Here is a 24,081-nt window from a genome sequence, read left to right on the forward strand (position 1 = left end):
CTCCGGCTTCAGGTGGCATGCCATTTTCCCCCGCGCTGGTCACAACGGCGGCAAATGATTACAATACGCGCCCTGCATGTCGCGTAACGCAACTTTCGCTCCGCACTGAGTAATGGCAAGTCAATGACGAAAAAACTACATATCAAAACCTGGGGCTGCCAGATGAATGAGTACGATTCATCGAAAATGGCCGACCTGTTGAACAGCACGCACGGCTTCGAGTGGACCGACAACGCCGAGGAAGCGGACGTGCTGTTGCTGAATACCTGCTCGATCCGTGAAAAAGCGCAGGAAAAAGTTTTCGCCATGCTGGGGCGCTGGCGCTTGCTGAAAGAGAAGAACCCGTCTGTCATCATCGGCGTCGGCGGTTGCGTGGCCTCGCAAGAAGGCGAACTGATCCGCAGCCGCGCGCCTTGCGTCGACGTGGTATTCGGCCCGCAGACCCTGCACCGCCTGCCGGAAATGATCAACCACGTTCAGGGTACCCGCAGCCCGGTGGTCGATATCAGTTTCCCTGAGATCGAAAAGTTCGACCGCCTGCCGGAGCCGCGCGCCGAAGGCCCGACCGCGTTCGTGTCGATCATGGAAGGCTGCAACAAATACTGCACTTTCTGCGTGGTGCCATACACCCGCGGCGAGGAAGTGAGCCGCCCGAGCGACGACGTGCTGTTCGAAATCGCCCAACTGGCGGCGCAGGGCGTGCGCGAAGTCAACCTGCTCGGCCAAAACGTCAACGCGTACCGCGGCGCCACGCATGACGGCGATATCTGCTCGTTCGCCGAACTGCTGCGCCTGGTGGCCGCCATCGACGGCATCGATCGCATTCGCTTCACCACCAGCCACCCTATCGAGTTCACCGACGACATCATCGCGGTGTACGAAGACACGCCGGAGCTGGTCAGCTTCCTGCACCTGCCGGTGCAGAGCGGTTCGGATCGCATCCTGACCATGATGAAACGCGCCCATACCGCGCTGGAGTATAAGGCGATTATCCGCAAGCTGCGCAAGGCGCGCCCGAACATCCAGCTCAGCTCCGACTTCATCGTCGGTTTCCCGGGCGAGAGCCAGGCCGACTTCGAACAGACCATGAACCTGATCGCCGACGTCAACTTTGACGTCAGCTTCAGCTTCATCTATTCGTCGCGCCCCGGTACGCCAGCGGCGGACATGGTTGACGACGTCAGCGAAGAAGAGAAAAAACAGCGGCTGTATATTCTGCAGGATCGCATCAACCAGCAGGCGCTGCAGTTCAGCCGCCGCATGCTCGGCACCGTCCAGCGCATTCTGGTGGAAGGCACCTCGCGCAGAAGCGTGATGGAGCTGGCCGGGCGCACGGAGTGCAACCGTGTGGTAAACTTCGAAGGCACGCCCGACATGATCGGCCAGTTTGTCGACGTGGAAATTACCGAGGTGCTGACCAACACCCTGCGTGGCGCAGTGGTGCGCACCGAACAGCAGATGGATCTGCGCGTACATGAATCCCCGCAGTCGGTGATCGCCCGTACCCGCAAAGAAAACGCGCTGGGCGTCGGCATTTACCAGCCCTGACGCCGCGGCGGCCCGCCTTATCGCCGCCCGTTCGCGCTACTCCTTACCGTTTCTCCGCCGGGCGTCCGCGCCCGGTGATGTTCTTTTTTTATTTTTTATTGTTGAAGAGGCGACATAACATGCAACTCCCACACTGCCCGAAGTGCAACTCCGAATACACCTACCAGGACAATGCCCTGTTCATCTGCCCTGAGTGCGCCCACGAGTGGAGCGACAGCGCCCCGGCGGAAGATCAGGACGCGCTGATCGTCAAAGACGCCAACGGCAACCTGCTGGCGGACGGCGACGCGGTCACCGTGATCAAGGACCTGAAGGTTAAAGGCAGCTCCTCGATGCTGAAGATCGGCACCAAGGTGAAAAACATTCGTCTGGTGGAAGGCGATCACAACATCGACTGCAAAATCGACGGCTTCGGCCCGATGAAACTGAAATCCGAGTTCGTGAAAAAGAACTGATTCTCGGCGGCCTTGTCCTGTGATGACGCGGCGGGCTTTGCGCCCCGCCGCGTTTTTTCCTTATCTTCCCTTGAATTCCGCCGACGGCGCACAGATAGATCAGCGGTAAACTTGCGCCGTTGCGGCGCACCATGAATAATTCAAGAAAGAGAGTATTCAGGCTCGCCCTGAACGCGCGCGTCCCGGACGCGCTATGTGACATCAACCAGGCCCGATGTGACCTAGAGGAATAGTTTGAACGTCGCAACACAAGAAATTATGTTGGAGCCCGCAGACAACAAGCGTTTGCTCAGCCTGTGCGGTCCGTTTGATGACAACATCAAGCAACTCGAGCGCCGATTGGGCATCGAAATCAATCGTCGCGACAACCGCTTCAAGCTGGTCGGCAAAAACCTGTGCGTGGTCGCCGCCGCCGATATCCTGCGCCATCTGTACGTGGATACCGCGCCGATTCGCGGCGTGATCCCGGATATCGATCCGGAGCAAATCCATCTGGCTATCAAAGAGAGCCGGGTGCTGGAACAGGTGGCGGACAGCGTGCCGGATTACGGCAAGGCGGTCACCATAAAAACCAAGCGCGGCATGGTGAAACCGCGCACGCCTAACCAGGCGCAGTACATCGCCAACATTCTCGATCACGACATCACCTTCGGCATCGGCCCGGCCGGTACCGGCAAAACCTACCTGGCGGTCGCCGCCGCGGTGGATGCGCTGGAACGCCAGGAAATTCGCCGCATTCTGCTGACCCGTCCCGCGGTCGAAGCCGGCGAAAAGCTGGGCTTCCTGCCGGGCGATCTGAGCCAGAAGGTTGATCCTTATCTGCGCCCGCTGTACGACGCCCTGTTCGAAATGCTGGGCTTCGAGCGCGTGGAGAAGCTCATTGAGCGCAACGTGATCGAAGTCGCGCCGCTGGCCTATATGCGCGGCCGTACGCTGAACGATGCCTTTATCATTCTGGATGAGAGCCAGAACACCACCATCGAGCAGATGAAGATGTTCCTGACGCGCATCGGCTTCAACTCTAAGGCGGTCATCACCGGCGACGTCACCCAGATCGACCTGCCGCGCAACCAGAAATCCGGCCTGCGCCACGCGGTGGAAGTGCTGTCGGACGTAGAAGAACTGAGCTTCAACTTCTTCCACAGCGAAGACGTGGTGCGCCACCCGGTGGTGGCCCGCGTGGTCATCGCTTATGAGGCCTGGGAAGCGGCCGAACAGAAACGCAAAGACGCAATTGCCGAACAACGTAAGCGCGAGGCGCTCGCCGCCTCCGAGCAGGAGACACCATGAGTCAGGTGATTTTGGATCTGCAGATTGCCTGTGAAAGCAGCGATGGCCTGCCGGATGAAGCCACGTTCCAGCGCTGGCTGGAAGGCGTGCTGCCGCAATTTCAGGAAGAGGCCGAGGTCACCGTACGTCTGGTGGACGAAGCGGAAAGCCACGAGCTGAACCTGACCTATCGCGGCAAAGACAAGCCGACCAACGTGCTCTCTTTCCCGTTCGAGGCCCCGCCGGGCATCGAGCTGCCGCTGCTCGGCGATCTGATCATCTGCCGCCAGGTGGTTGAACAGGAAGCGATTGAGCAAGGCAAGGCGCTGGAGGCCCACTGGGCGCATATGGTTGTCCACGGCAGCCTTCATCTGCTAGGGTATGACCACATCGAAGACGATGAAGCCGAAGAAATGGAGTCTTTGGAAACCGAAATCATGCACGGACTGGGCTACCCTGATCCGTACCTGGCGGAAAAAGACCCCGTCTGACGTCAGCCGTTTACCTTACAGCCCCTAACGGGGCTGTCGCTGACGCCCCTTAACTCTGACATGAGTGACAGTAACGAAAACGCCATGAGCGACGACCATTCACAAAGCAATGACAGCCCCAGTCCCAAGAAGGGGTTCTTTACTCTTATCCTTAACCAGCTGTTCCACGGCGAGCCCAAAAACCGTGGCGATCTGGTCGAGCTGATCCGTGATTCCGAACAAAACGACCTGATCGATCCCGATACACGCGACATGCTGGAAGGCGTGATGGATATCGCCGAACAGCGCGTGCGCGACATCATGATCCCCCGCTCCCAGATGGTGACGCTCAAGCGCAACCAGACGCTGGAAGAGTGCCTGGACGTGATTATCGACTCCGCCCACTCGCGCTTCCCGGTGATCAGCGAAGACAAAGATCACATCGAAGGCATCCTGATGGCCAAGGATCTGCTGCCGTTCATGCGCGCAGACTCCGAGCCGTTCAGCATCGACAAAGTGCTGCGCACCGCGGTGGTGGTGCCGGAAAGCAAGCGCGTCGACCGGATGTTGAAAGAGTTCCGCTCCCAGCGCTACCACATGGCGATTGTCATTGACGAATTCGGCGGCGTGTCCGGCCTGGTCACCATCGAAGACATTCTGGAACTGATCGTCGGCGAGATCGAAGACGAATACGACGACGAAGACGATCTGGATATCCGCCAGCTCAGCCGCCACATGTACACCGTACGCGCGCTGGCACCGATCGAAGACTTCAACGAAGCCTTCGGCACCCATTTCAGCGACGACGAGGTCGATACCATCGGCGGTTTGGTGATGCAAGCCTTCGGCCATCTGCCTGCGCGCGGGGAAACCATTGAAATCGAAGGTTACCTATTTAAAGTTGCCATGGCAGACAGTCGACGTATCATCCAGGTTCATGTAAAAATTCCGGACGACTCTCCACCACCGAAACTGGAAGATTAAATCCAACATGGCTAAAGCCTCATTACTTGAACGCCAGTGGGTTCGCGCCCTGCTGGCGCTGTTGTCAGGTGCCGGCGGGACGCTGGCGTTCTCGCCCTACGATTTCTGGCCCGCGGCCATCGTCTCCCTGTTCGGCCTGCTGGCCGTTACCCTCAATCGCACCACCAAACAGTCCGCCCTGCTCGGCTTTGTCTGGGGCTTCGGGTTGTTCGGCAGCGGGATCAACTGGGTGTATGTCAGCATCGCCGATTTCGGCGGCATGCCCTTCGCCGTCAACGTATTCCTGGTGGCGCTGCTCGCCGCTTACCTGTCGCTGTATACCGGGCTGTTCGCCGGGCTGCTGACCCGCCTGTGGCCGACTACCCGCTGGTGGCGGCTGGCCATCGCCGCGCCGGCGCTGTGGCAGGTCACGGAATTCCTGCGCGGCTGGGTGCTGACCGGCTTCCCATGGCTGCAGTTCGGCTATAGCCAGATCAACGGCCCGCTGAAAGGCATCGCGCCGCTGCTGGGCGTCGACGCCATCACCTTTGTGCTGATGGCCATCGCCGGCCTGCTGGTGTACGCCGTCAATCAGCGCCGCCTCTCGGCGGCGGTGATCGCCGCCGCGCTGCTGCTGTTGCCATGGCCGCTGCGCCAGCTGCAGTGGTTTACTCCGCAGACGGATAAAGCGGTGAATGTCGCCATGGTGCAAGGCAACATCGCTCAATCGATGAAATGGGATCCGAAAGCGCTGGTCAGCACGCTGCAAACCTATCTGGACGAAACCCGTCCCTACATGGGTAAGGCACCGATCGTTATCTGGCCGGAATCCGCCATCCCGGATTATGAAGCCAATCAGAACGGCTTCCTGACGATGATGGACGACCTGATGCGGGCGAAGAACAGCAGCCTCATCACCGGCATCGTCGACGTGCGCGCCACGCCGCAGGGCCAGCAAATCTACAACAGCGCCATCGTGCTCGGTGAACCGACGCCGTACAGGTACCCGGCCAACGATCGCTACAACAAGCACCACCTGGTGCCGTTCGGCGAGTTCGTGCCGCTGGAGACGCTGCTGCGGCCGCTGGCGCCGTTCTTCGACCTGCCGATGTCCTCCTTCAGCCGCGGCGACTACGTACAACCGCAGCTCAGCGTACGCGGCTACAACCTGACGGCGGCCATTTGCTACGAAATCGTGTTGGGCCAGCAGGTGCGCGATAACTTCCGCCCGGACACCAACTTCCTGCTGACCATCTCCAACGACGCCTGGTTCGGCCACTCCATCGGCCCATGGCAGCACTTCCAGATGGCGCGCATGCGGGCGCTGGAACTGGGCCGGCCGCTGCTGCGCAGCACCAACAACGGCGTCACCGCTGCAGTGGACGCGAACGGCGACGTGATCGCCGAGATCCCGCAGTTCACTCGTCAGGTGCTTGAAGTGAAGGTCACACCGACCACCGGCGTCACGCCTTACGCGCGTTTCGGCGCCGCGCCGCTGTGGGTGATCACACTGTTGCTGGGCGGTTGGGCGCTGATGTTGGGCCTGCGCCGCAAATAGTCCTCTTCGCCGGGGCGCGCCCGCCGCGCCCCGCGTTTCCGTAAACGTTCCCCCACCTCGGTCAGAAAACGTCGTTAAATCAACGCGACTGGCACACTCCTTGCTTTATCTAAGGTGACATCGCACGTCGGTTAACTTTTGCTGACGTTTTGTCGCACCCGTGCACATTTTGGAGGCACCGAACGCACCATGCAGGTGCGTCGGGGTTTGATTGCATTGATTTGGTGCGCGCGGCGTCTCAAAAAATGAAACATTTTAGTTTCAAGATATTCACAATCGGTTATTTTTTAACGGCTATCCGTTCTAAGACTATCTTTATAACCTGAGCAATAAATAGTCGATTTAAACCTGACGCTCTTTAGTCAGAGCCACCACAACAGCAAAGGAGTTGGACCATGCAAATGCGTAAATTGGCGTTATCGTTACTGCTGCTCGGTATGGCAGGTAGCGTGGCGCACGCGGAAGACCTGACCGGTACGCTGAAGAAAATCAAAGACAACGGCGTTATCGTTGTCGGCCACCGCGAATCGTCTGTGCCCTTTTCCTACTACGACAACCAGCAAAAAGTTGTGGGCTACTCTCAGGACTACTCCAACCAAATCGTTGAAGCCGTTAAGAAAAAGCTGAATGCACCGAATCTGCAGGTGAAAATGCTGCCGATTACCTCGCAGAACCGCATCCCGCTGCTGCAAAACGGCACCTATGACTTCGAATGCGGCTCTACCACCAATAACGTAGAGCGCCAGAAACAGGCCGCCTTCTCCGACACCATCTTTGTGGTCGGCACCCGCCTGCTGGTGAAGAAAGGCTCCGACATCAAAGACTTTAAAGACCTGGCCGGCAAACCGGTGGTGGTCACCTCCGGCACCACGTCCGAAGTGTTGCTGAACAAACTGAACGACAGCGACAAAATGAACATGCGCATCATCAGCGCCAAAGACCACGGCGACTCCTTCCGCACCCTGGAAAGCGGCCGCGCGGTGGCCTTCATGATGGATGACGCCCTGCTGGCGGGCGAGCGCGCCAAAGCCAAGAAGCCGGATCAATGGGAAATCATCGGCACGCCGCAGTCGAAAGAAGCCTACGGTTGCATGCTGCGTAAAGACGATCCTGAGTTCAAGAAACTGGTCGATGACACTATCGCCCAGGCGCAAACCTCCGGTGAAGCGGCCAAGTGGTTTGATAAATGGTTCAAGCAGCCTATCCCACCGAAAAACCTCAACATGAACTTCGAGCTGTCGGACGACATGAAGCAACTGTTCAAAGCGCCTAACGACAAAGCGTTGAACTGACTCAATAGAATAAAGCCGGGGCGGCCGCCAAGCCAAACCGGCCCAGTTGATGACTGGGACAGACAGGAATGAGGGGGGCCGTTCCCCTCCCTCATTTTCCCCAAGGCGCGTCACCGATCTCCGCACACAACAAGCCAGCCCGACTGGCCGCGCGGCGATCGGCGCCTATCAAGTCATCACTTTTCGGCGCCCTGCGCCCGTTTATCGGAGTTTGTTATGTCAATAGATTGGAACTGGGGTATCTTCCTGCAGCAGGCCCCGTTTGGGAACACCACTTACCTCGGCTGGATCTGGTCCGGCTTTCAGGTCACGGTGGCCCTCTCCGTCTGTGCATGGATTATCGCTTTCTTCGTCGGTTCGCTGTTCGGTATCTTGCGTACCGTGCCCAACCGCTTTCTTTCCACTCTCGGCACCTGTTACGTCGAACTGTTCCGTAACGTGCCGCTGATCGTGCAATTCTTTACCTGGTATCTGGTGATCCCCGAGCTGCTGCCGGCCAATATCGGCACCTGGTTCAAGACCGAGCTGGATCCCAACGTGCAGTTCTTCGTCTCTTCCATGCTCTGTCTGGGGCTGTTTACCGCCGCCCGCGTTTGCGAGCAAGTGCGCGCCGCCATTCAATCCCTGCCGCGCGGCCAGAAAGCCGCCGGGTTGGCGATGGGCCTGACGCTGCCGCAAACCTACCGCTACGTGCTGTTGCCGAACGCCTACCGGGTTATCGTGCCGCCGATGACCTCGGAGATGCTCAACCTGGTCAAAAACTCCGCCATCGCCTCCACCATCGGCCTGGTGGACATGGCCGCACAGGCCGGCAAGCTGTTGGATTACTCCGCACACGCCTATGAATCCTTTACCGCCATTACGCTGGCTTATATCGGCATCAACGCCGTGATCATGCTGTTTATGCGTCTGGTCGAAAAGAAAGTGCAGTTGCCTGGCAACCTGGGGAGTAAATAATGTACGAATTTGACTGGGCCTCGATCGTCCCAAGCTTCCCTTATCTGCTGCAGGGCATGGCGATCACGCTGAAGATCACCGTGACCGCCATCGTGGTCGGCATTCTGTGGGGCACCGTGCTGGCGGTGATGCGTCTGTCGCCGTTCAAGCCCATCAGCTGGTTCGCCACCCTGTATGTTAACCTGTTCCGCTCGGTGCCGCTGGTGATGGTGCTGCTGTGGTTCTATCTGGTGGTTCCAAGCTTATTACAACAGGTTCTAGGCCTGTCGCCGAAAACCGATATTCGCCTGATCTCGGCTATGGTAGCCTTTTCCCTGTTTGAAGCGGCCTATTACTCGGAAATCATCCGCGCCGGTATCATCAGCATCTCGCGCGGCCAATCCTCCGCCGCGTTGGCGCTGGGCATGACGCATTGGCAATCCATGCGGCTGGTGATCCTGCCGCAGGCGTTCCGCGCCATGGTGCCACTGCTGCTGACCCAGGGCATCGTCCTGTTCCAGGATACCTCGCTGGTTTACGTACTGAGCCTGGCCGACTTCTTCCGCACCGCATCGACCATCGGCGAACGCGACGGCACCCAGGTTGAAATGATCCTGTTCGCCGGCTTTGTCTATTTTGTTATCAGCCTCGCCGCCTCGGCGCTGGTAAGCTATTTGAAGAAAAGGACTGTTTGATGATATCCCTGAAAAATGTTTCCAAGTGGTACGGTCACTTTCAAGTGTTGACCAATTGCACCACCGAAGTGAAAAAAGGCGAAGTGGTCGTCGTCTGCGGTCCTTCAGGCTCCGGCAAGTCCACCCTGATCAAAACCGTCAACGGCCTGGAGCCGATCCAGCAGGGAAGCATCCTGGTGAACGGCACGCCCGTCAACGACAAGAAAACCAACCTGGCGCAGCTGCGCGCCAAGGTCGGCATGGTGTTCCAACACTTTGAACTGTTCCCGCACCTGTCCATTATCGACAACCTGACGCTGGCGCAGGTAAAAGTGCTCAAGCGCGACAAGACCGCCTCACGCGAGAAGGGCCTGAAGCTGCTGGAACGCGTCGGCCTGTCCGCCCATGCCAACAAGTTCCCCGGTCAGCTCTCCGGCGGCCAGCAACAGCGCGTCGCCATCGCCCGCGCGCTGTGCATGGATCCGATCGCCATGCTGTTCGACGAACCGACCTCGGCGCTCGATCCGGAAATGATCAACGAAGTGCTGGACGTGATGGTCGAGCTGGCGAACGAAGGCATGACCATGATGGTGGTGACCCACGAAATGGGCTTCGCCCGCAAGGTGGCGAACCGCGTGATCTTTATGGACGAAGGCAAAATCGTCGAAGACCGCAACAAAGACGATTTCTTCAACAACCCCGAGTCCGATCGCGCCAAGGACTTCCTCGCCAAGATCCTGCACTAAGTTCTCGCTATGCGCCCCGCCAGGGGCGCATCTTTTCTCCCGGCACGAAAAGCGCTTGTATCTCCTCGTTTTTGATCCGATGCTCGCCGGATAACAAACAGAGGAGAAAGAACATGCCCCGCCCTATTATCATCGATTGCGATCCCGGCCTCGACGACGCCATCGCGCTGGCTATGGCGCTGCGCTCGCCAGAGCTGGACGTCAAAGCCATCACCACCTCCGCCGGCAACCAGACGCCGGAGAAAACCCTGCATAACGCGCTGGGTCTGTTAACCCTGATGCAGCGCAAGGACATCCCTGTCGCCGCCGGCGCCGCTCGCCCGCTGATGCGCGAGCTGGTGATCGCCGACTATGTCCACGGCAAAACCGGCATGGGCAACACCCACCTGCCGACGCCGACCCTCAAACCCGATCCCCGCGGCGCCGTCGAGCTGATCGCCGACCTGCTGCGCACCAGCCCGCAGCCAATCACCCTGGTGGTGACCGGCCCGATGACCAACATCGCCCTGCTGTTGGCCCAGCACGCCGAGCTGAAAAGCCGTATCGAGCGCATCGTGTTTATGGGCGGCGGCATGAATGCCGGCAATACCACGCCGGTGGCGGAATTCAATATCTTCGTCGATCCCGAAGCCGCCGAGATGGTGTTGAAATCCGGCGTGCCGCTGACCATGGCCGGGCTGAACGTCACCCATCAGGCGCTGGTGCTGCCGCAGGATATCGAGCGCATTCGTCAGATAGCCAATCCGGTCGCGCAGGCGGTGGCGGAGATGCTCGATTTTTACCTGCCGCTGTATCTCAGCCACCCGCGCGGCCTGCCTGGCGCGGCGATGCACGATCCCTGCACCATCGCCTGGCTGCTGGCGCCGCAGCTGTTTACCGGCGTTGAACGCTGGGTCGGTGTGGAAACCAAAGGGGAATACACCGTCGGCATGACGGTGGTGGACTATTTCCAGCAAACCGGCAACGCGGCCAACGTGGAAGTGCTGACCGGCATCGATCGCGCAGGCTTTATCGATCTGCTGACCGAGCGCCTGGCGCGTTATTGATCCTCTCGGGGCGCGCTCGCGCCCTCATTCAACTTTTTTGATTTAACTCAGCGAATTTTTGCGCTATCACTGTTGATGGCTTGCCTCTACCATGCGTTTACACCGATTGACATCGTTACCAATTACACTTCGCCTGGAGATAAGCCAATGAGCCGCGTACTGGTCCTGAAATCAAGTATTCTGGGTGAATATTCCCAGTCTGGAAAATTAGTCGATTTTTTTGTTGAACAATGGCGTGAAGCTCATCCGGAAGACACTTTCACCGTGCGCGACTTGGCCAACCCAACGCTGCCGGAGCTGGATGGCGAAGTGATGGCCGGCTTTACCGCCGGCGACAAACCGTTGACGCCGCATCAGCAAAGCACCCTGGCGCTGTCCGATGAGCTGATTGCCGAGCTGAAGTCGCACGACACGCTGATCATCAGCGCCCCGATGTACAACTTCAACATCCCGACGCAGCTGAAGATCTACTTCGATCTGATCGCCCGCGCCGGTCAGACGTTCCGCTACACCTCCGCCGGCGCCGAAGGGCTGGTGACGGGCAAGAAAGCGATCGTCATCTCCAGCCGCGGCGGCATCCACGCCGACACGCCGACGGATCTGATCACCCCGTACGTGAAACTGTTCCTGGGCTTTATCGGCATCACCGACGTTGAATTCGTGCTGGCGGAAGGCTTCGCCTACGGCCCGGAAGCGGCGGAGAAAGCCGCCCAGGACAGCCGCATCGCGGTCGCGCAGAAAATCCCGGCCGGCGTCGCCGTCCCGGCCAGCGCACCGGCGCCGGCAAACGTCGCCCAAGAAGCCGTCAGCGGCGGTTTCCTGAGCAACCTGCTGAAGAAACTGTTCCGTTAACGGTAAACGTCAGCGTCCCCCGCCGCGGCGGGGGACGTCATCAGGGTTCAAATGGCCGACGCTGGAACTGGTCGTGACCGCATTTCGGGCAGAGCGGCAGCACTTCCGGCGTGTAAAACGCCAGGTGGTAGTGACACTGCTCGCAGACCAGATTGCCCAGCCCCACCACTTCACCGCTGTGGTACACGCCGTGGTGGCTGACATCCTTGAACACCTCGCGCCACTCCAACTGGGTTTTATCGGTGATATCCGCCAGTTCCTGCCACAGGCTCTCCTTAATCACCCGCATAAACACGCTGTCGGTAAACTCGTCCCGGCTTTCCTGATAACTGCGGGCGAACTCTTCCAGATCGCGCCGCACCGCCTGCGTTACCTGCCGCACCTCGTCGCGCGTCAGATCTTCGGCCTCGTTCAACCGCCGCTCCGCGCTGGCCACCAGTTCGTCGATATCGCGTTCGCCGTTTTTCAGACGTTCGGTCAGCGATGCCACCAATTCGCGGTAATACTGAGCAACCTTGTTCATAGACTCTCCTCGATAAACGCTGCGCCGGACTTGGCCATGGGGATACCCTTAAGCTACTTGTTCTTATTTTAGCCGTAAATGACTGATGTCACTTGGCAAGACGCGGGATCCGCAGGTTGTGAGCCGCGTCATGGCGGCGTTTTTTTTAAATGCGCCGAGTCAGGCGCTTGGAGTTGTTGCCGGGAGGTCTTATCAGCTATGCTATGCGGATCTACGAATACTAAATGTTCATTGCGTTGCCTCTGACCGGGGCAACGGTTTACACCTACAGGACCACCGGCCGCCATGCAAGAGCAATACCGTCCAGAAGACATAGAATCGAACGTACAGCTTCACTGGCAAGAGAAGCAGACTTTCAAAGTTACCGAAGACGACAGCAAGGAAAAGTACTACTGCCTATCCATGCTGCCTTACCCGTCCGGCCGACTGCACATGGGCCACGTTCGTAACTACACTATCGGCGACGTGATCTCGCGCTATCAGCGCATGCTGGGCAAAAACGTACTGCAGCCGATCGGCTGGGATGCGTTCGGCCTGCCGGCGGAAGGCGCAGCGGTGAAAAACAACACCGCGCCGGCCCCGTGGACCTACGACAACATCGAATACATGAAGAACCAGCTGAAACTGCTGGGCTTCGGCTACGACTGGGATCGCGAAATCGCCACCTGCCAGCCGGAATACTACCGCTGGGAACAGTGGTTCTTCACCAAGCTGTATGAAAAAGGCCTGGTCTACAAGAAGACCTCGGCGGTGAACTGGTGTCCGCACGATCTGACCGTGCTGGCCAACGAACAGGTTATCGACGGCTGCTGCTGGCGCTGCGACACCAAGGTCGAGCGTAAAGAGATCCCGCAGTGGTTCATCAAAATCACCGCCTACGCCGATCAGCTGCTGAACGATCTGGACACGCTGGAAAGCTGGCCGGAGCAGGTGAAAACCATGCAGCGCAACTGGATTGGCCGCTCCGAAGGCGTGGAAATCACCTTCGACGTGGCTGGCAGCGAAGAGAAGCTGACGGTTTACACCACCCGTCCCGACACCTTCATGGGCGCCACCTACGTGGCGGTCGCCGCGGGCCACCCGCTGGCGCAACAGGGCGCGCGCAACAACCCGGCGCTGACCGACTTCATCGACGAATGCCGCAACACCAAAGTGGCCGAAGCCGAAATGGCGACGATGGAGAAGAAAGGCATGCCGACCGGCCTGTTCGTTGTCCATCCGCTGAGCGGCGAGAAGCTGCCGGTGTGGGTCGCCAACTTCGTGCTGATGGAATACGGCACCGGCGCCGTGATGGCAGTACCGGCGCACGACCAGCGCGACTGGGAATTCGCCACCAAATATGATTTGCCGATCAAACCGGTGATCCTGAACCTCGACGGCAGCCAGCCTGACGTGAGCGCCGAAGCGATGACTGACAAAGGCGCGCTGTTCAACTCCGGCGAGTTTGACGGTCTGGACAACGAAGCGGGCTTTAACGCCATCGCCGACAAACTGGTCGCCAAAGGCGTCGGCCAGCGCAAGGTCAATTACCGTCTGCGCGACTGGGGCGTTTCCCGTCAGCGTTACTGGGGCGCGCCAATCCCGATGGTGACCCTGGAAGACGGCACCGTGATGCCGACGCCGGAAGACCAACTGCCGGTGATCCTGCCGGAAGACGTGGTCATGGACGGCATCACCAGCCCGATCAAGGCCGACCCTGAGTGGGCGAAGACCACCGTCAACGGCCAGCCGGCGCTGCGCGAAACCGACACCTTCGACACCTTTATGGAGTCCTCCTGGTACTACGCGCGCTATACCTGCCCGCAGTACGACCAGGGCATGCTGGATCCGGCCGCCGCCAACTACTGGCTGCCGGTCGATCAATATATCGGCGGCATCGAGCACGCCATCATGCACCTGATGTACTTCCGCTTCTTCCACAAGCTGATGCGCGATGCGGGCCTGGTGGATTCCGATGAGCCGGCCAAGCGCCTGCTGTGTCAGGGCATGGTGCTGGCCGACGCCTTCTACTACACCGGCAACAGCGGCGAGCGCGTCTGGGTATCCCCGGTTGACGCCACCGTCGAGCGCGACGACAAAGGCCGCATCATCAAGGCCACCGATCCGCAAGGCCGTGAACTGGTCTATGCTGGCATGAGCAAAATGTCGAAGTCGAAGAACAACGGCATCGACCCGCAGGAGATGGTGGAAAAATACGGCGCGGACACCGTGCGTCTGTTCATGATGTTCGCTTCACCGGCAGAAATGACGCTGGAGTGGCAGGAATCCGGCGTGGAAGGGGCTAACCGCTTCCTGAAACGCGTATGGAAACTGGCCTACGATCACGTGGAAAAAGGCGCGGTGCAGCCGCTGGACGTGGCGTCGCTGAACGAAGAGCAGAAAGCGCTGCGCCGCGATCTGCATAAAACCATCGCCAAAGTGACCGACGATATCGGCCGCCGCCAGACCTTCAACACCGCGATCGCCGCCGTGATGGAGCTGATGAACAAACTGGCCCGCGCGCCGCAGGAGAGCGAGCAGGATCGCGCGCTGCTGCAGGAAGCGCTGCTGGCCGTCGTTCGCATGCTGTATCCGTTCACCCCGCACGTGTGCTTCGCCCTGTGGCAGGCGCTGGGCGGCGAAGGCGACGTGGACACCGCGCCATGGCCGGTTGCCGACGAGCAGGCGATGGTCGAAGACTCCAAGCTGGTGGTGGTGCAGGTGAACGGCAAGGTTCGCGCTAAAATCACCGTATCTGCCGATGCGACCGAAGAGCAAGTGCGCGCGCGCGCTGCCGAAGAGCATCTGGTGGCTAAATATCTGGACGGCGTCACGATTCGCAAAGTGATCTATGTTCCGGGCAAACTGCTTAACCTGGTTGTGGGTTAACACAAGGAGGAGTTGTGCGACAACGTATTCTGACGCTGTTGCTGGGGTTGGCGGTGCTGGTCACCGCCGGCTGCGGTTTTCACCTGCGTGGCACCACGCAGGTGCCTAATGAAATGAAAACGCTGATCCTGGACAGCGCCGACCCTTATGGTCCGTTGACGCGCGCGGTGCGTGAGCAATTGCGTCTGAACGACGTGACCATCGTCAGCGATCCGAAGCGTAAAGACGTGCCTTCTCTGCGCATCCTCGGTGCGACGGAAAGCCAGGATACCGCCTCGATCTTCCAGGACGGTAAAACCGCCGAGTATCAGCTGGTGCTGACCGTGCAGGCCCAGGTGCTGCTCCCGGGCCACGACCTATATCCGCTGTCGGTGAAAGTGTTCCGTTCGTTCTTCGACAACCCGCTGACCGCGCTGGCCAAAGACTCCGAGCAGGAGATCATTCGCCAGGAAATGCGTGAGCAGGCGGCGCAACAGCTGGTGCGCAAACTGCTGACCGTGCACGCGGCGGAAGAAGAAAACCGGCAGAAAGCCGCTGCCGTCGGCGAACGAGCGGCAAGCCAAACCGCACAATGATCCGCATTTATCCGGAACAACTTGCCGCGCAGCTCCGAGAGGGGCTGCGCGCTTGTTATTTATTGAGCGGCAATGAACCGCTGCTGCTGCAGGAAAGCCAGGATCTGCTCCGGCAGGCCGCGCAACAGCAGCAGTTCAGCGAGCACTACAGCATTTCCCTCGACGCCCACACCGACTGGGACGCCATCTTCGGCATCTGCCAGGCGATGAGCCTGTTCGCCAGCCGCCAGACGCTGCTGCTGATTTTCCCGGAAAACGGCCCGACGGCGCCGATCGGTGAACAGCTGACCAAGCTCGCCACCCTGCTGCACGACGACATCCTGCTGATCCTGCGCGGCCCGCGCCTCACCAAAGCGCAGGAAAACAGCGCCTGGTTCAAGGCGCTCAGCCCGCACGGCGCCCTCGTCAGTTGCCAGACGCCGGAGCAGGCACAGCTGCCGCGCTGGGTCGCCACGCGCGCCAAGGCGATGAAGCTGGAGTTGGACGACGCGGCCAATCAGCTGTTGTGCTACTGCTACGAAGGCAACCTGCTGGCGCTGTCGCAGGCGCTGGAGCGGCTGTCGCTGCTGCACCCGGACGGCAAGCTCACCCTGCCGCGCGTCGAGCAGGCGGTGAACGACGCCGCCCACTTCACGCCGTTCCACTGGCTGGACGCCTTACTGGCCGGCAAGAGCAAGCGCGCCTGGCATATTTTGCAGCAGCTGCAGCAAGAGGATGTCGAGCCGGTGATCCTGTTGCGCACCCTGCAGCGCGAACTGCTGCTGTTGCTGACGCTGCAGCGCCGCATGGCGTCCGCGCCGCTGCGCACGCTGTTCGATCAGCACAAGGTCTGGCAGAACCGCCGCCCGCTGGTCACCCAGGCGCTGCAACGCCTGTCCGGCGCCCAGCTGCAGCAAGCGGTACAGCTGCTGACGCAAATCGAGCTGACCCTCAAGCAGGACTATGGCCAGTCGGTCTGGCCGGAACTGGAAACCCTGTCGATGCTGCTGTGCGGCAAACCCCTGGCCACGAGTTTTACCGATGCCCACTAATCCGGAACACCCCACCGTATTGCACGCGCTGTTTGGCGGCACCTTTGATCCGATCCACTACGGCCATCTGCGGCCGGTGGAGGCGCTGGCCGCAGAAGTGGGCCTGAATCGCGTTACGCTGCTGCCTAACCACGTGCCGCCGCACCGCCCGCAGCCCGAGGCCAACGCACAGCAGCGCTTGAAGATGGTCGAGCTGGCGATCGCCGGCAATCCGCTGTTCGCGGTCGACGATCGCGAACTGCATCGCACCACCCCCTCCTACACCATCGAGACGTTGGAAACGATTCGTAAAGAGCGTGGCGCCACCCAGCCGCTGGCGTTTATTATTGGCCAGGACTCGCTGCTGACGCTGCATAAATGGCATCGCTGGCAGGCGCTGTTGGACGTCTGCCATCTGCTGGTGTTGGCGCGCCCGGGCTATAACGATCGCATGGACACGCCGGAACTGCAGCAGTGGCTGGAACGTCATCGCACCGCCGACCCGGCGCTGCTCAGCCGCCGCCCGCACGGCCATATCTATCTGGCCGATACGCCGGAGCTGGAAATTTCCGCCACCGAGATCCGCCAGCGCCGCCATCAGGGCCTCAACTGCGACGATCTGCTGCCGCGCCCGGTGCAGCGCTATATCGAGTTGCAGGGTTTATATCGCTAGCGAAAGGTGCGTGATATACTGCGCCGCTATTTTTCAGGTATCCGCTGAAAACCCCGGAAACCTTAGCTGGCCGGGCAGTCACCAGTTAGCTGGCTTTCAGCGGCAGCCTGCCGAAACCTTTATCCGGTTACGCCGCGGCGCGCGCATTTTGCCCGCCGCAGCCGACTGAACAGAACACACCCGAGGGGGAACCTTTGCAAGGTAAAGCGCTCCAAGATTTCGTCATCGATAAAATCGATGACCTGAAAGGCCAAGACATTGTCGCTCTGGACGTACAGGGCAAATCCAGCATCACCGATTGCATGATCATCTGCACCGGCACGTCGACTCGCCACGTGATGTCGATCGCCAGCCACGTGGTGCAGGAATCCCGCGCCGCGGGCATGGAGCTGTTTGGCATGAAAGGCCAGGAAGCCTCCGACTGGATCGTGGTCGATCTGGGCGAAGTGATCGTGCACGTGATGCAGGAAGAAAGCCGTCGCCTGTACGAGCTGGAAAAACTCTGGAGCTAAGCGGTGAAACTGCAATTGGTGGCGGTCGGCACCAAAATGCCAGACTGGGTGCAAACCGGCTTTATGGATTACCTGCACCGCTTTCCCAAAGATATGCCGTTTGAGCTGACCGAGATCCCGGCCGGCAAACGCGGCAAAAACGCCGACATCAAACGCATTCTGGACAAGGAAGGCGAACAAATGCTGGCGGCGGTGGGCAAAGGCAACCGCATCGTTACGCTGGATATCCCAGGCTCGCCGTGGGAAACGCCGCAGCTGGCGCAGCAGCTTGAGCGCTGGAAGCAGGATGGCCGCAACGTCAGCTTGCTGATCGGCGGCCCGGAAGGGCTGGCGCCCGCCTGCAAAGCCGCTGCCGAGCAGAGTTGGTCGCTTTCTCCGTTGACACTGCCGCATCCTTTGGTGCGCGTCCTGGTGGCCGAAAGCCTCTACCGCGCCTGGAGTATTACTACAAATCATCCTTACCACCGGGAATAGCCGGTGGTGACCGTGACAGAGTGAAATAAAGCAGCGGGATGAAAATAGAACGTAACCCTTTTCGCGACTATACGGCTGAATCCGCCCTGTTTGTACGCCGCGCCCTGGTGGCGTTCTTGGTCATCCTGGTGCTGTCCGGCATCCTGATCGCCAACCTGTATAATCTGCAAGTGGTCCGCGTCGAGGATTACCGCACCCGCTCCAACGAAAACCGCATCAAGCTGGTGCCCATCGCGCCCAGCCGCGGCATTATCTACGATCGCAACGGCACTCCGCTGGCGCTCAACCGCACCATTTATCAGCTGGAACTGATGCCGGAAAAGGTCGACGATCTCAAAGCCACGCTGCAGGCTCTGCGCCCGGTGGTCGACTTGACCGATGACGACATCACCAATTTCGAAAAAGAGCGCAAGCGCTCGCGCCGTTTCGTCTCCATTCCGGTGAAAACCGCGCTGACCGAGGTGCAAGTCGCCCGTTTTGCGGTCAATCAGTTCCGCTTCCCGGGCGTGGAAGTGAAAGGCTACCAGCGCCGCTACTATCCCTACGGCTCCGCCCTCACCCACGTCACCGGCTACGTGTCGAAGATCAACGACCGCGACGTCGAGCGGCTGGACAAAGACGGCAAACTGGCCAACTACGCCGCCACCCACGATATCGGCAAGCTGGGCATCGAACGCTATTACGAAGACACGCTGCACGGCAAAACCGGCTATGAAGAGGTCGAGGTCAACAACCGCGGCCGGGTGATCCGCCAATTGCACGAACAGCCGCCTTCCGCCGGTCAGGACGTCTACCTGACGCTCGATCTTAACCTGCAGCGCTATATCGAACAGCTGTTGGTCGGCAGCCGCGCCGCGGTGGTGGTGAGCGATCCGCGCACCGGCGCCATCCTGGCGATGGTCTCCAACCCGAGCTACGATCCGAACCTGTTCGTCGACGGCATTTCCAGCAAGGACTATCAGGGGTTGCTGAACGATCCGAATCGCCCGCTGATCAACCGCGCCACCCAAGGGGTCTACCCGCCCGCCTCGACGGTGAAGCCTTATATCGCGGTGTCGGCGCTGAGCGCCGGGGTGATCACCAAAAACACCGTGGTGTTCGATCCCGGCTGGTGGCAATTGCCCGGCTCGGAAAAACGCTTTCGCGACTGGAAGAAATGGGGCCACGGCCGCCTGAACGTCACCAAGGCGCTGGAAGAGTCCGCAGATACCTATTTCTACCAGGTCGCTTATGACATGGGGATCGATCGGCTGTCGACCTGGCTGACCAAATTCGGTTACGGCCAGTACACCGGCATCGATCTGTCCGAAGAGCGCTCCGGCCTGATGCCGACGCGCGAATGGAAGCAGAAACGCTATAAAAAACCGTGGTATCAGGGCGACACCATTCCGGTAGGCATCGGCCAGGGTTACTGGACCGCGACGCCGATCCAGATGGCCAAGGCGCTGAACACCCTGATCAACGACGGCACCGTCAAAACGCCGCACCTGCTGCAGAGCACCCGCATCAACGGCGCGCTGGTGCCGTTCAAACAGGAAGAAAACACGCAGATCGGCGATATTCACTCCGGCTTCTGGGAAATTGCCAAAGACGGCATGTACGGTGTGGCCAACCGTCCGAACGGGACGGCGCGCAAATACTTTGCGGACGCACCTTATAAAGCCGCGGCGAAATCGGGTACCGCACAGGTATTCGGCTATGAAACCTACAACGCCCACAAACTGGCGGAGCACCTGCGCGATCACAAACTGATGACCGCCTTCGCACCGTTCAACAACCCGACGGTGTCGGTCGCCATCATTCTGGAAAACGGCGGCTCCGGTCCGGCGGTGGGGACCATCACCCGCCAGATCCTCGACCACATTCTGCTGGGCGACAACAATACGCAATTGCCAAGCGAGGCCCCGCTGCCGCCTGGCGTAGAAGGTGACTAAGGTAGAACATGACTGAAAGCCAACAAAAAGGCTCGATCTGGACCAAAATCCACATCGACCCGACGTTCCTGCTGCTGATCCTGGCCCTGTTGGTCTACAGCGCCTTCGTGATGTGGAGCGCCAGCGGCCAGGACATCGGCATGATGGAGCGCAAGATCGGGCAGATCGTCATGGGGCTGATCGTGATGGCCGTCATGGCGCAGATCCCGCCGCGCGTGTACGAAAGCTGGGCGCCCTATCTGTATATCTTCTGCGTGATTTTGCTGATCCTGGTGGACGCCTTCGGGCAGATCAGTAAAGGCGCGCAGCGCTGGTTGGATCTCGGCGTAGTGCGCTTCCAGCCGTCGGAAATCGCCAAGATCGCCGTGCCGCTGATGGTGGCGCGCTTTATGAACCGCGACGTTTGCCCGCCTTCGCTGAAAAACACCGCCATCGCGCTGGTGCTGATCTTCCTGCCGACGCTGCTGGTGGCCGCGCAGCCGGATCTGGGCACCTCTATCCTGATCGCCGCTTCCGGCCTGTTCGTACTGTTCCTGTCCGGCATGAGCTGGAAGCTGATCGCCGTCGCCGCCGTCGCGCTGGCGGCCTTCATCCCGGTGCTGTGGTTCTTCCTGATGCACGGCTATCAGCGCGACCGCGTCATGATGCTGCTCGATCCGGAGAGCGACCCGCTCGGCGCCGGTTATCACATCATTCAATCCAAGATCGCCATCGGCTCCGGCGGCCTGTCCGGCAAGGGCTGGCTGCACGGCACCCAGTCACAGCTGGAGTTTCTGCCGGAGCGCCATACCGACTTTATCTTCGCCGTCCTGGCCGAAGAGCTGGGGCTGATCGGGGTACTGGTGCTGCTGGCGCTTTACCTGCTGGTGATCATCCGCGGGCTGATGATCGCCGCCAAGGCGCAAACCACCTTTGGCCGCGTCATGGTCGGCGGCTTGATGCTGATTTTGTTCGTTTATGTCTTTGTTAACATCGGTATGGTCAGTGGCATTTTGCCGGTAGTTGGCGTACCTTTGCCTCTGGTCAGTTACGGGGGTTCGGCGCTGATAGTGTTGATGGCCGGCTTCGGCATCATCATGTCGATCCACACGCATCGGAAAATGCTGTCTAAAAGTTTATAAGAGGTGAGTAATGCGTAAGGAATGGCTTTGGATCGGCGTCGCGGCGGTGTTGCTCTCCGCCTGTACCGCCCCGACCACGGAACAGCAAGCCCCTCCGCAGCCGTACAACGGCCCGGTGGTGGAAATCGGCGGCGTCGAGCCTCAATATGAACCCTATAACCCTAATAACTTGCAGGATTATAAGGTTAATGGCGATACTTACCGCATCGTAAAAGATCCGCAGAACTTCTCGCAGACCGGCCTGGCGGCCTGGTATGGCGAAGAGGCCAACGGCAACACCACGGCGCTGGGCGAGCAGTTTGACCCCAACGGCCTGACGGCGGCGCATCCGACCCTGCCAATCCCAAGCTATGTGCGCGTCACTAACCTGGCCAACGGCCGTCAGCTGGTGGTGCGCGTCAACGATCGCGGGCCATATACCAAGGGCCGCATCATCGATCTGTCGAAAGCCGCCGCCGACCGCCTCAACCTGTCCAACAACACCAAGGTCAAGGTAGATTTCATCAACGTGGCGCCGGACGGCACGCTGAGCGGCCCCGGCACCATCGGCACCATCGTGGCGAAACAGAGCTACGCCCTGCCGGCGCGCCCGGATCTCGGCTCCAGCGGCATGGGCACCCCTATTCAACAGGAGGCGCCGATCGCCAGCGGCGCGGCGGTGCGCCCGATCGATAACAGCACTCTGCGCACCGATGACAACAGCTCCCCTGCAGCCGGCGGCAATGCCGCCAACGGCCGCAGCGGTTTCCTCGGCGCGCCGAGCGCGGTGCCGGCCGGGGTGCTGGAAGGTTCCGAACCTGAAGCCGCCGCGGTAGCCGCACCGGTCGCGGCCGGCGCGGCGGCTGTCGGCACGGCTGCCGCCGCCTCTTCCGGCGGCTACGTGGTGCAGGTCGGCGCGCTGAGCAGCGCCGAACGCGCCCAGAGCTGGCAACAGAGCCTGAGCCAACAGTTTGGCGTCCCGGGCAAAGTGGCGGCCAACGGCAACGTTTACCGCGTCCAGCTTGGCCCGTTCAGCAGCCGTCAACAGGCGGCCCAGCTGCAGCAACGCCTGGCGAGCGAAGCGCAACAACAGTCTTTCGTTACTGCTGCACCCTGAGCGTTAAGCCCGGCGGGCATTCACGGCCGATAAGCGGTTATTTAGCTGAAACATTTTCTTGCAGCTAAAAGGGCACTAACCGCAATTAGTCAGATGAATGGGTAATGCCTGCCGGGATCGCATCTGCTATAGTGTGGCTCGTTTTTTAACTTTACTTTCACGGATGTTGTAGTCCCGATCATGAAACAAGTAACTTCTTTTCGCTTAATCAAAAGCATCGCCCTCGGCACCGTTATCGCAATGAGCGCAGCCTCCGTTGCGCACGCCGATGACGTTAACATCAAAACCATGATCCCAGGTGTCCCGCAGATCGATGCGGAAGCGTACATCCTGATTGATTACAACTCCGGCAAGGTGCTGGCCGAGATGAACGCCGATGCGCGTCGCGATCCGGCCAGCCTGACCAAAATGATGACCAGCTACGTCATCGGCCAGGCGCTGAAAGCGGGCAAAATCGGCCAGGACGATCTGGTGACCGTCGGCCAGGACGCCTGGGCGACCGGCAACCCGGTGTTCAAAGGCTCCTCGCTGATGTTCCTGAAGCCGGGCGATCGCGTGCCGGTCTCCAAACTGACCCGCGGCATCAACCTGCAGTCCGGTAACGACGCCTGCGTGGCGATGGCCGACTACGTCGCCGGCAGCCAGGACGCGTTCGTCAACCTGATGAACACCTACGTCAGCAAGCTGGGCCTGCAGAATACCCACTTCCAGACGGTGCACGGCCTGGATGCGCAGGGCCAATACAGCTCGGCGCGCGACATGGCGCTGATCGGCCAGGCGCTGATCCGCGACGTGCCGGAAGAGTACGCGATCTACAAAGAAAAAGAGTTCACCTTCAACAATATCCGCCAGATGAACCGCAACGGTCTGCTGTGGGATAACAGCCTGAACGTCGACGGCATCAAAACCGGCCATACCGACGCGGCGGGCTACAACCTGGTGGCTTCGGCGACCGAAGGCCAAATGCGCCTGATCTCCGCCGTGATGGGCGGCCGCACCTACAAAGGCCGTGAAGCCGAGAGCAAGAAACTGCTGACCTGGGGCTTCCGCTTCTTCGAAACCGTGGCGCCGCTGAAAGTCGGTAAAGAGTTCGCCTCCGAGCCGGTCTGGTTCGGCGATGCCGACCGCGTTGAGCTGGGCGTGGACAAAGACGTTTACCTGACCATTCCGCGCGGCCGCATGAAAGACCTGAAGGCCAGCTACGTGCTGAACACGCCGGAAATTCACGCGCCGCTGGCGAAAAACCAGGTGGTGGGCAGCATCAACTTCCAGCTGGACGGCAAAACCATCGACCAGCGTCCGCTGGTGGTCATGAACGAAGTGAAAGAAGGCGGCTTCTTCAGCCGCATCGTGGACTACATCAAACTGATGTTCCACCACTGGTTCGGTTAACGGTTGAAACGGGCGAAATCGTCCCCATATAGTGAATAACACTAACTCCCGCCCCGGCGGGAGTTATACTTTATAGATTAGCTAGCACTCTGGA

The 24,081-nt window shown here is 59.9% G+C and carries 23 protein-coding genes; 22 read left to right on the top strand and 1 reads right to left on the bottom strand.

Going from position 1 to position 24,081, the window contains the following annotated elements:
* Positions 1 to 123: 123 nt before the first annotated feature.
* The 12 genes from miaB (at position 124) to ACJ8PE_RS08255 (ending at position 11,809) form a co-directional block, all read left to right on the top strand.
* Positions 124 to 1,548 carry a tRNA (N6-isopentenyl adenosine(37)-C2)-methylthiotransferase MiaB gene (miaB, locus tag ACJ8PE_RS08200; protein ID WP_033642169.1) on the top strand — a complete coding sequence of 475 codons (1,425 nt, stop codon included), beginning with the start codon at positions 124 to 126 and terminating at the stop codon, positions 1,546 to 1,548.
* Positions 1,549 to 1,667: 119 nt separating this feature from the next.
* Positions 1,668 to 2,003, top strand: coding sequence for a zinc ribbon domain-containing protein YjdM (locus ACJ8PE_RS08205; RefSeq protein ID WP_004939967.1), 336 nt, complete (start codon positions 1,668 to 1,670; stop codon positions 2,001 to 2,003).
* Between the two features lie 258 nt (positions 2,004 to 2,261).
* Positions 2,262 to 3,293 (top strand): PhoH family protein, encoded by a 1,032-nt coding sequence (locus ACJ8PE_RS08210; RefSeq protein WP_170853105.1) that lies wholly within the window; start codon positions 2,262 to 2,264, stop codon positions 3,291 to 3,293.
* Positions 3,290 to 3,763, top strand: a complete 474-nt coding sequence (gene ybeY / locus ACJ8PE_RS08215; protein WP_004939970.1) for an rRNA maturation RNase YbeY — start codon at positions 3,290 to 3,292, stop codon at positions 3,761 to 3,763. The genes ACJ8PE_RS08210 and ybeY overlap by 4 nt, the downstream gene beginning before the upstream one ends.
* Positions 3,764 to 3,847: 84 nt before the next feature.
* Positions 3,848 to 4,726, top strand: a complete 879-nt coding sequence (gene corC, locus ACJ8PE_RS08220) for a CNNM family magnesium/cobalt transport protein CorC (protein WP_004939973.1) — start codon at positions 3,848 to 3,850, stop codon at positions 4,724 to 4,726.
* A 7-nt stretch (positions 4,727 to 4,733) separates the two neighbouring features.
* Complete coding sequence (lnt, locus tag ACJ8PE_RS08225) at positions 4,734 to 6,263, top strand: apolipoprotein N-acyltransferase (protein ID WP_033651155.1); 1,530 nt, start codon at positions 4,734 to 4,736, stop codon at positions 6,261 to 6,263.
* A gap of 395 nt (positions 6,264 to 6,658) precedes the next feature.
* Positions 6,659 to 7,555, top strand: a complete 897-nt coding sequence (locus tag ACJ8PE_RS08230; RefSeq protein WP_033642166.1) for an amino acid ABC transporter substrate-binding protein — start codon at positions 6,659 to 6,661, stop codon at positions 7,553 to 7,555.
* Between the two features lie 216 nt (positions 7,556 to 7,771).
* Positions 7,772 to 8,512: an amino acid ABC transporter permease gene (locus ACJ8PE_RS08235; RefSeq protein WP_004939979.1), complete on the top strand. Its 741-nt coding sequence runs from the start codon at positions 7,772 to 7,774 to the stop codon at positions 8,510 to 8,512.
* Positions 8,512 to 9,186 (top strand): glutamate/aspartate ABC transporter permease GltK, encoded by a 675-nt coding sequence (gltK, locus tag ACJ8PE_RS08240; protein ID WP_015376945.1) that lies wholly within the window; start codon positions 8,512 to 8,514, stop codon positions 9,184 to 9,186. The genes ACJ8PE_RS08235 and gltK overlap by 1 nt, the downstream gene beginning before the upstream one ends.
* The gene (locus ACJ8PE_RS08245) at positions 9,186 to 9,911 is read left to right on the top strand and encodes an amino acid ABC transporter ATP-binding protein (protein WP_197793730.1); all 726 of its coding nucleotides are present in this window, start codon (positions 9,186 to 9,188) and stop codon (positions 9,909 to 9,911) included. The genes gltK and ACJ8PE_RS08245 overlap by 1 nt, the downstream gene beginning before the upstream one ends.
* Before the next feature lie 113 nt (positions 9,912 to 10,024).
* Entirely contained in the window at positions 10,025 to 10,957 is a 933-nt protein-coding gene (gene rihA, locus ACJ8PE_RS08250; protein ID WP_197793731.1) for a pyrimidine-specific ribonucleoside hydrolase RihA, read from the top strand.
* 147 nt (positions 10,958 to 11,104) lie between these two features.
* Positions 11,105 to 11,809, top strand: a complete 705-nt coding sequence (locus ACJ8PE_RS08255; RefSeq protein WP_033642164.1) for an FMN-dependent NADH-azoreductase — start codon at positions 11,105 to 11,107, stop codon at positions 11,807 to 11,809.
* A 40-nt stretch (positions 11,810 to 11,849) separates the two neighbouring features.
* On the opposite strand, the gene ACJ8PE_RS08260 is transcribed toward ACJ8PE_RS08255, so the two are convergent.
* Positions 11,850 to 12,332 carry a zinc ribbon-containing protein gene (locus ACJ8PE_RS08260; protein WP_025301844.1) on the bottom strand — a complete coding sequence of 161 codons (483 nt, stop codon included), beginning with the start codon at positions 12,330 to 12,332 and terminating at the stop codon, positions 11,850 to 11,852.
* A 285-nt stretch (positions 12,333 to 12,617) separates the two neighbouring features.
* On the opposite strand from ACJ8PE_RS08260, the gene leuS reads away from it, so the two are divergent.
* The 10 genes from leuS to dacA all read left to right on the top strand — a co-directional run bounded on the left by leuS (position 12,618) and on the right by dacA (position 23,987).
* On the top strand, positions 12,618 to 15,200 hold the full coding sequence (gene leuS, locus ACJ8PE_RS08265) for a leucine--tRNA ligase (RefSeq protein WP_047572364.1): 2,583 nt from the start codon (positions 12,618 to 12,620) through the stop codon (positions 15,198 to 15,200).
* Between the two features lie 14 nt (positions 15,201 to 15,214).
* Positions 15,215 to 15,775 carry an LPS assembly lipoprotein LptE gene (gene lptE / locus ACJ8PE_RS08270; RefSeq protein WP_089196719.1) on the top strand — a complete coding sequence of 187 codons (561 nt, stop codon included), beginning with the start codon at positions 15,215 to 15,217 and terminating at the stop codon, positions 15,773 to 15,775.
* Complete coding sequence (gene holA / locus ACJ8PE_RS08275) at positions 15,772 to 16,806, top strand: DNA polymerase III subunit delta (RefSeq protein ID WP_169540787.1); 1,035 nt, start codon at positions 15,772 to 15,774, stop codon at positions 16,804 to 16,806. Before lptE ends, holA begins: the two co-directional genes overlap by 4 nt.
* Positions 16,796 to 17,458, top strand: coding sequence for a nicotinate-nucleotide adenylyltransferase (gene nadD / locus ACJ8PE_RS08280; protein WP_197793667.1), 663 nt, complete (start codon positions 16,796 to 16,798; stop codon positions 17,456 to 17,458). Before holA ends, nadD begins: the two co-directional genes overlap by 11 nt.
* A gap of 194 nt (positions 17,459 to 17,652) precedes the next feature.
* Positions 17,653 to 17,970: a ribosome silencing factor gene (rsfS, locus tag ACJ8PE_RS08285; protein WP_004940001.1), complete on the top strand. Its 318-nt coding sequence runs from the start codon at positions 17,653 to 17,655 to the stop codon at positions 17,968 to 17,970.
* 3 nt (positions 17,971 to 17,973) lie between these two features.
* Positions 17,974 to 18,444 (top strand): 23S rRNA (pseudouridine(1915)-N(3))-methyltransferase RlmH, encoded by a 471-nt coding sequence (gene rlmH, locus ACJ8PE_RS08290; RefSeq protein ID WP_197793665.1) that lies wholly within the window; start codon positions 17,974 to 17,976, stop codon positions 18,442 to 18,444.
* A 38-nt stretch (positions 18,445 to 18,482) separates the two neighbouring features.
* Positions 18,483 to 20,378, top strand: a complete 1,896-nt coding sequence (gene mrdA, locus ACJ8PE_RS08295) for a peptidoglycan DD-transpeptidase MrdA (protein WP_033642160.1) — start codon at positions 18,483 to 18,485, stop codon at positions 20,376 to 20,378.
* A gap of 8 nt (positions 20,379 to 20,386) precedes the next feature.
* Positions 20,387 to 21,499 (top strand): peptidoglycan glycosyltransferase MrdB, encoded by a 1,113-nt coding sequence (gene mrdB / locus ACJ8PE_RS08300; RefSeq protein WP_004940006.1) that lies wholly within the window; start codon positions 20,387 to 20,389, stop codon positions 21,497 to 21,499.
* Between the two features lie 10 nt (positions 21,500 to 21,509).
* Positions 21,510 to 22,595, top strand: coding sequence for an endolytic peptidoglycan transglycosylase RlpA (rlpA, locus tag ACJ8PE_RS08305; protein WP_197793664.1), 1,086 nt, complete (start codon positions 21,510 to 21,512; stop codon positions 22,593 to 22,595).
* A 180-nt stretch (positions 22,596 to 22,775) separates the two neighbouring features.
* Positions 22,776 to 23,987, top strand: a complete 1,212-nt coding sequence (dacA, locus tag ACJ8PE_RS08310) for a D-alanyl-D-alanine carboxypeptidase DacA (RefSeq protein WP_004940010.1) — start codon at positions 22,776 to 22,778, stop codon at positions 23,985 to 23,987.
* Positions 23,988 to 24,081 lie beyond the last annotated feature (94 nt).

Origin of the sequence: Serratia sp. CY74737 (assembly GCF_052166775.1) — a bacterium.
GTDB lineage: Bacteria > Pseudomonadota > Gammaproteobacteria > Enterobacterales > Enterobacteriaceae > Serratia > Serratia ureilytica.

Excerpts from the sequence above, each read along its gene's own strand:
- miaB (WP_033642169.1), top strand. The coding sequence starts at position 124 with ATGACGAAAAAACTACATATCAAAACCTGGGGCTGCCAGATGAATGAG.
- ACJ8PE_RS08205 (WP_004939967.1), top strand. The coding sequence starts at position 1,668 with ATGCAACTCCCACACTGCCCGAAGTGCAACTCCGAATACACCTACCAG.
- ACJ8PE_RS08210 (WP_170853105.1), top strand. The coding sequence starts at position 2,262 with ATGTTGGAGCCCGCAGACAACAAGCGTTTGCTCAGCCTGTGCGGTCCG.
- ybeY (WP_004939970.1), top strand. The coding sequence starts at position 3,290 with ATGAGTCAGGTGATTTTGGATCTGCAGATTGCCTGTGAAAGCAGCGAT.
- corC (WP_004939973.1), top strand. The coding sequence starts at position 3,848 with ATGAGCGACGACCATTCACAAAGCAATGACAGCCCCAGTCCCAAGAAG.
- lnt (WP_033651155.1), top strand. The coding sequence starts at position 4,734 with ATGGCTAAAGCCTCATTACTTGAACGCCAGTGGGTTCGCGCCCTGCTG.
- ACJ8PE_RS08230 (WP_033642166.1), top strand. The coding sequence starts at position 6,659 with ATGCAAATGCGTAAATTGGCGTTATCGTTACTGCTGCTCGGTATGGCA.
- ACJ8PE_RS08235 (WP_004939979.1), top strand. The coding sequence starts at position 7,772 with ATGTCAATAGATTGGAACTGGGGTATCTTCCTGCAGCAGGCCCCGTTT.
- gltK (WP_015376945.1), top strand. The coding sequence starts at position 8,512 with ATGTACGAATTTGACTGGGCCTCGATCGTCCCAAGCTTCCCTTATCTG.
- ACJ8PE_RS08245 (WP_197793730.1), top strand. The coding sequence starts at position 9,186 with ATGATATCCCTGAAAAATGTTTCCAAGTGGTACGGTCACTTTCAAGTG.
- rihA (WP_197793731.1), top strand. The coding sequence starts at position 10,025 with ATGCCCCGCCCTATTATCATCGATTGCGATCCCGGCCTCGACGACGCC.
- ACJ8PE_RS08255 (WP_033642164.1), top strand. The coding sequence starts at position 11,105 with ATGAGCCGCGTACTGGTCCTGAAATCAAGTATTCTGGGTGAATATTCC.
- ACJ8PE_RS08260 (WP_025301844.1), bottom strand. The coding sequence starts at position 12,332 with ATGAACAAGGTTGCTCAGTATTACCGCGAATTGGTGGCATCGCTGACC.
- leuS (WP_047572364.1), top strand. The coding sequence starts at position 12,618 with ATGCAAGAGCAATACCGTCCAGAAGACATAGAATCGAACGTACAGCTT.
- holA (WP_169540787.1), top strand. The coding sequence starts at position 15,772 with ATGATCCGCATTTATCCGGAACAACTTGCCGCGCAGCTCCGAGAGGGG.
- nadD (WP_197793667.1), top strand. The coding sequence starts at position 16,796 with ATGCCCACTAATCCGGAACACCCCACCGTATTGCACGCGCTGTTTGGC.
- mrdA (WP_033642160.1), top strand. The coding sequence starts at position 18,483 with ATGAAAATAGAACGTAACCCTTTTCGCGACTATACGGCTGAATCCGCC.
- mrdB (WP_004940006.1), top strand. The coding sequence starts at position 20,387 with ATGACTGAAAGCCAACAAAAAGGCTCGATCTGGACCAAAATCCACATC.
- rlpA (WP_197793664.1), top strand. The coding sequence starts at position 21,510 with ATGCGTAAGGAATGGCTTTGGATCGGCGTCGCGGCGGTGTTGCTCTCC.
- dacA (WP_004940010.1), top strand. The coding sequence starts at position 22,776 with ATGAAACAAGTAACTTCTTTTCGCTTAATCAAAAGCATCGCCCTCGGC.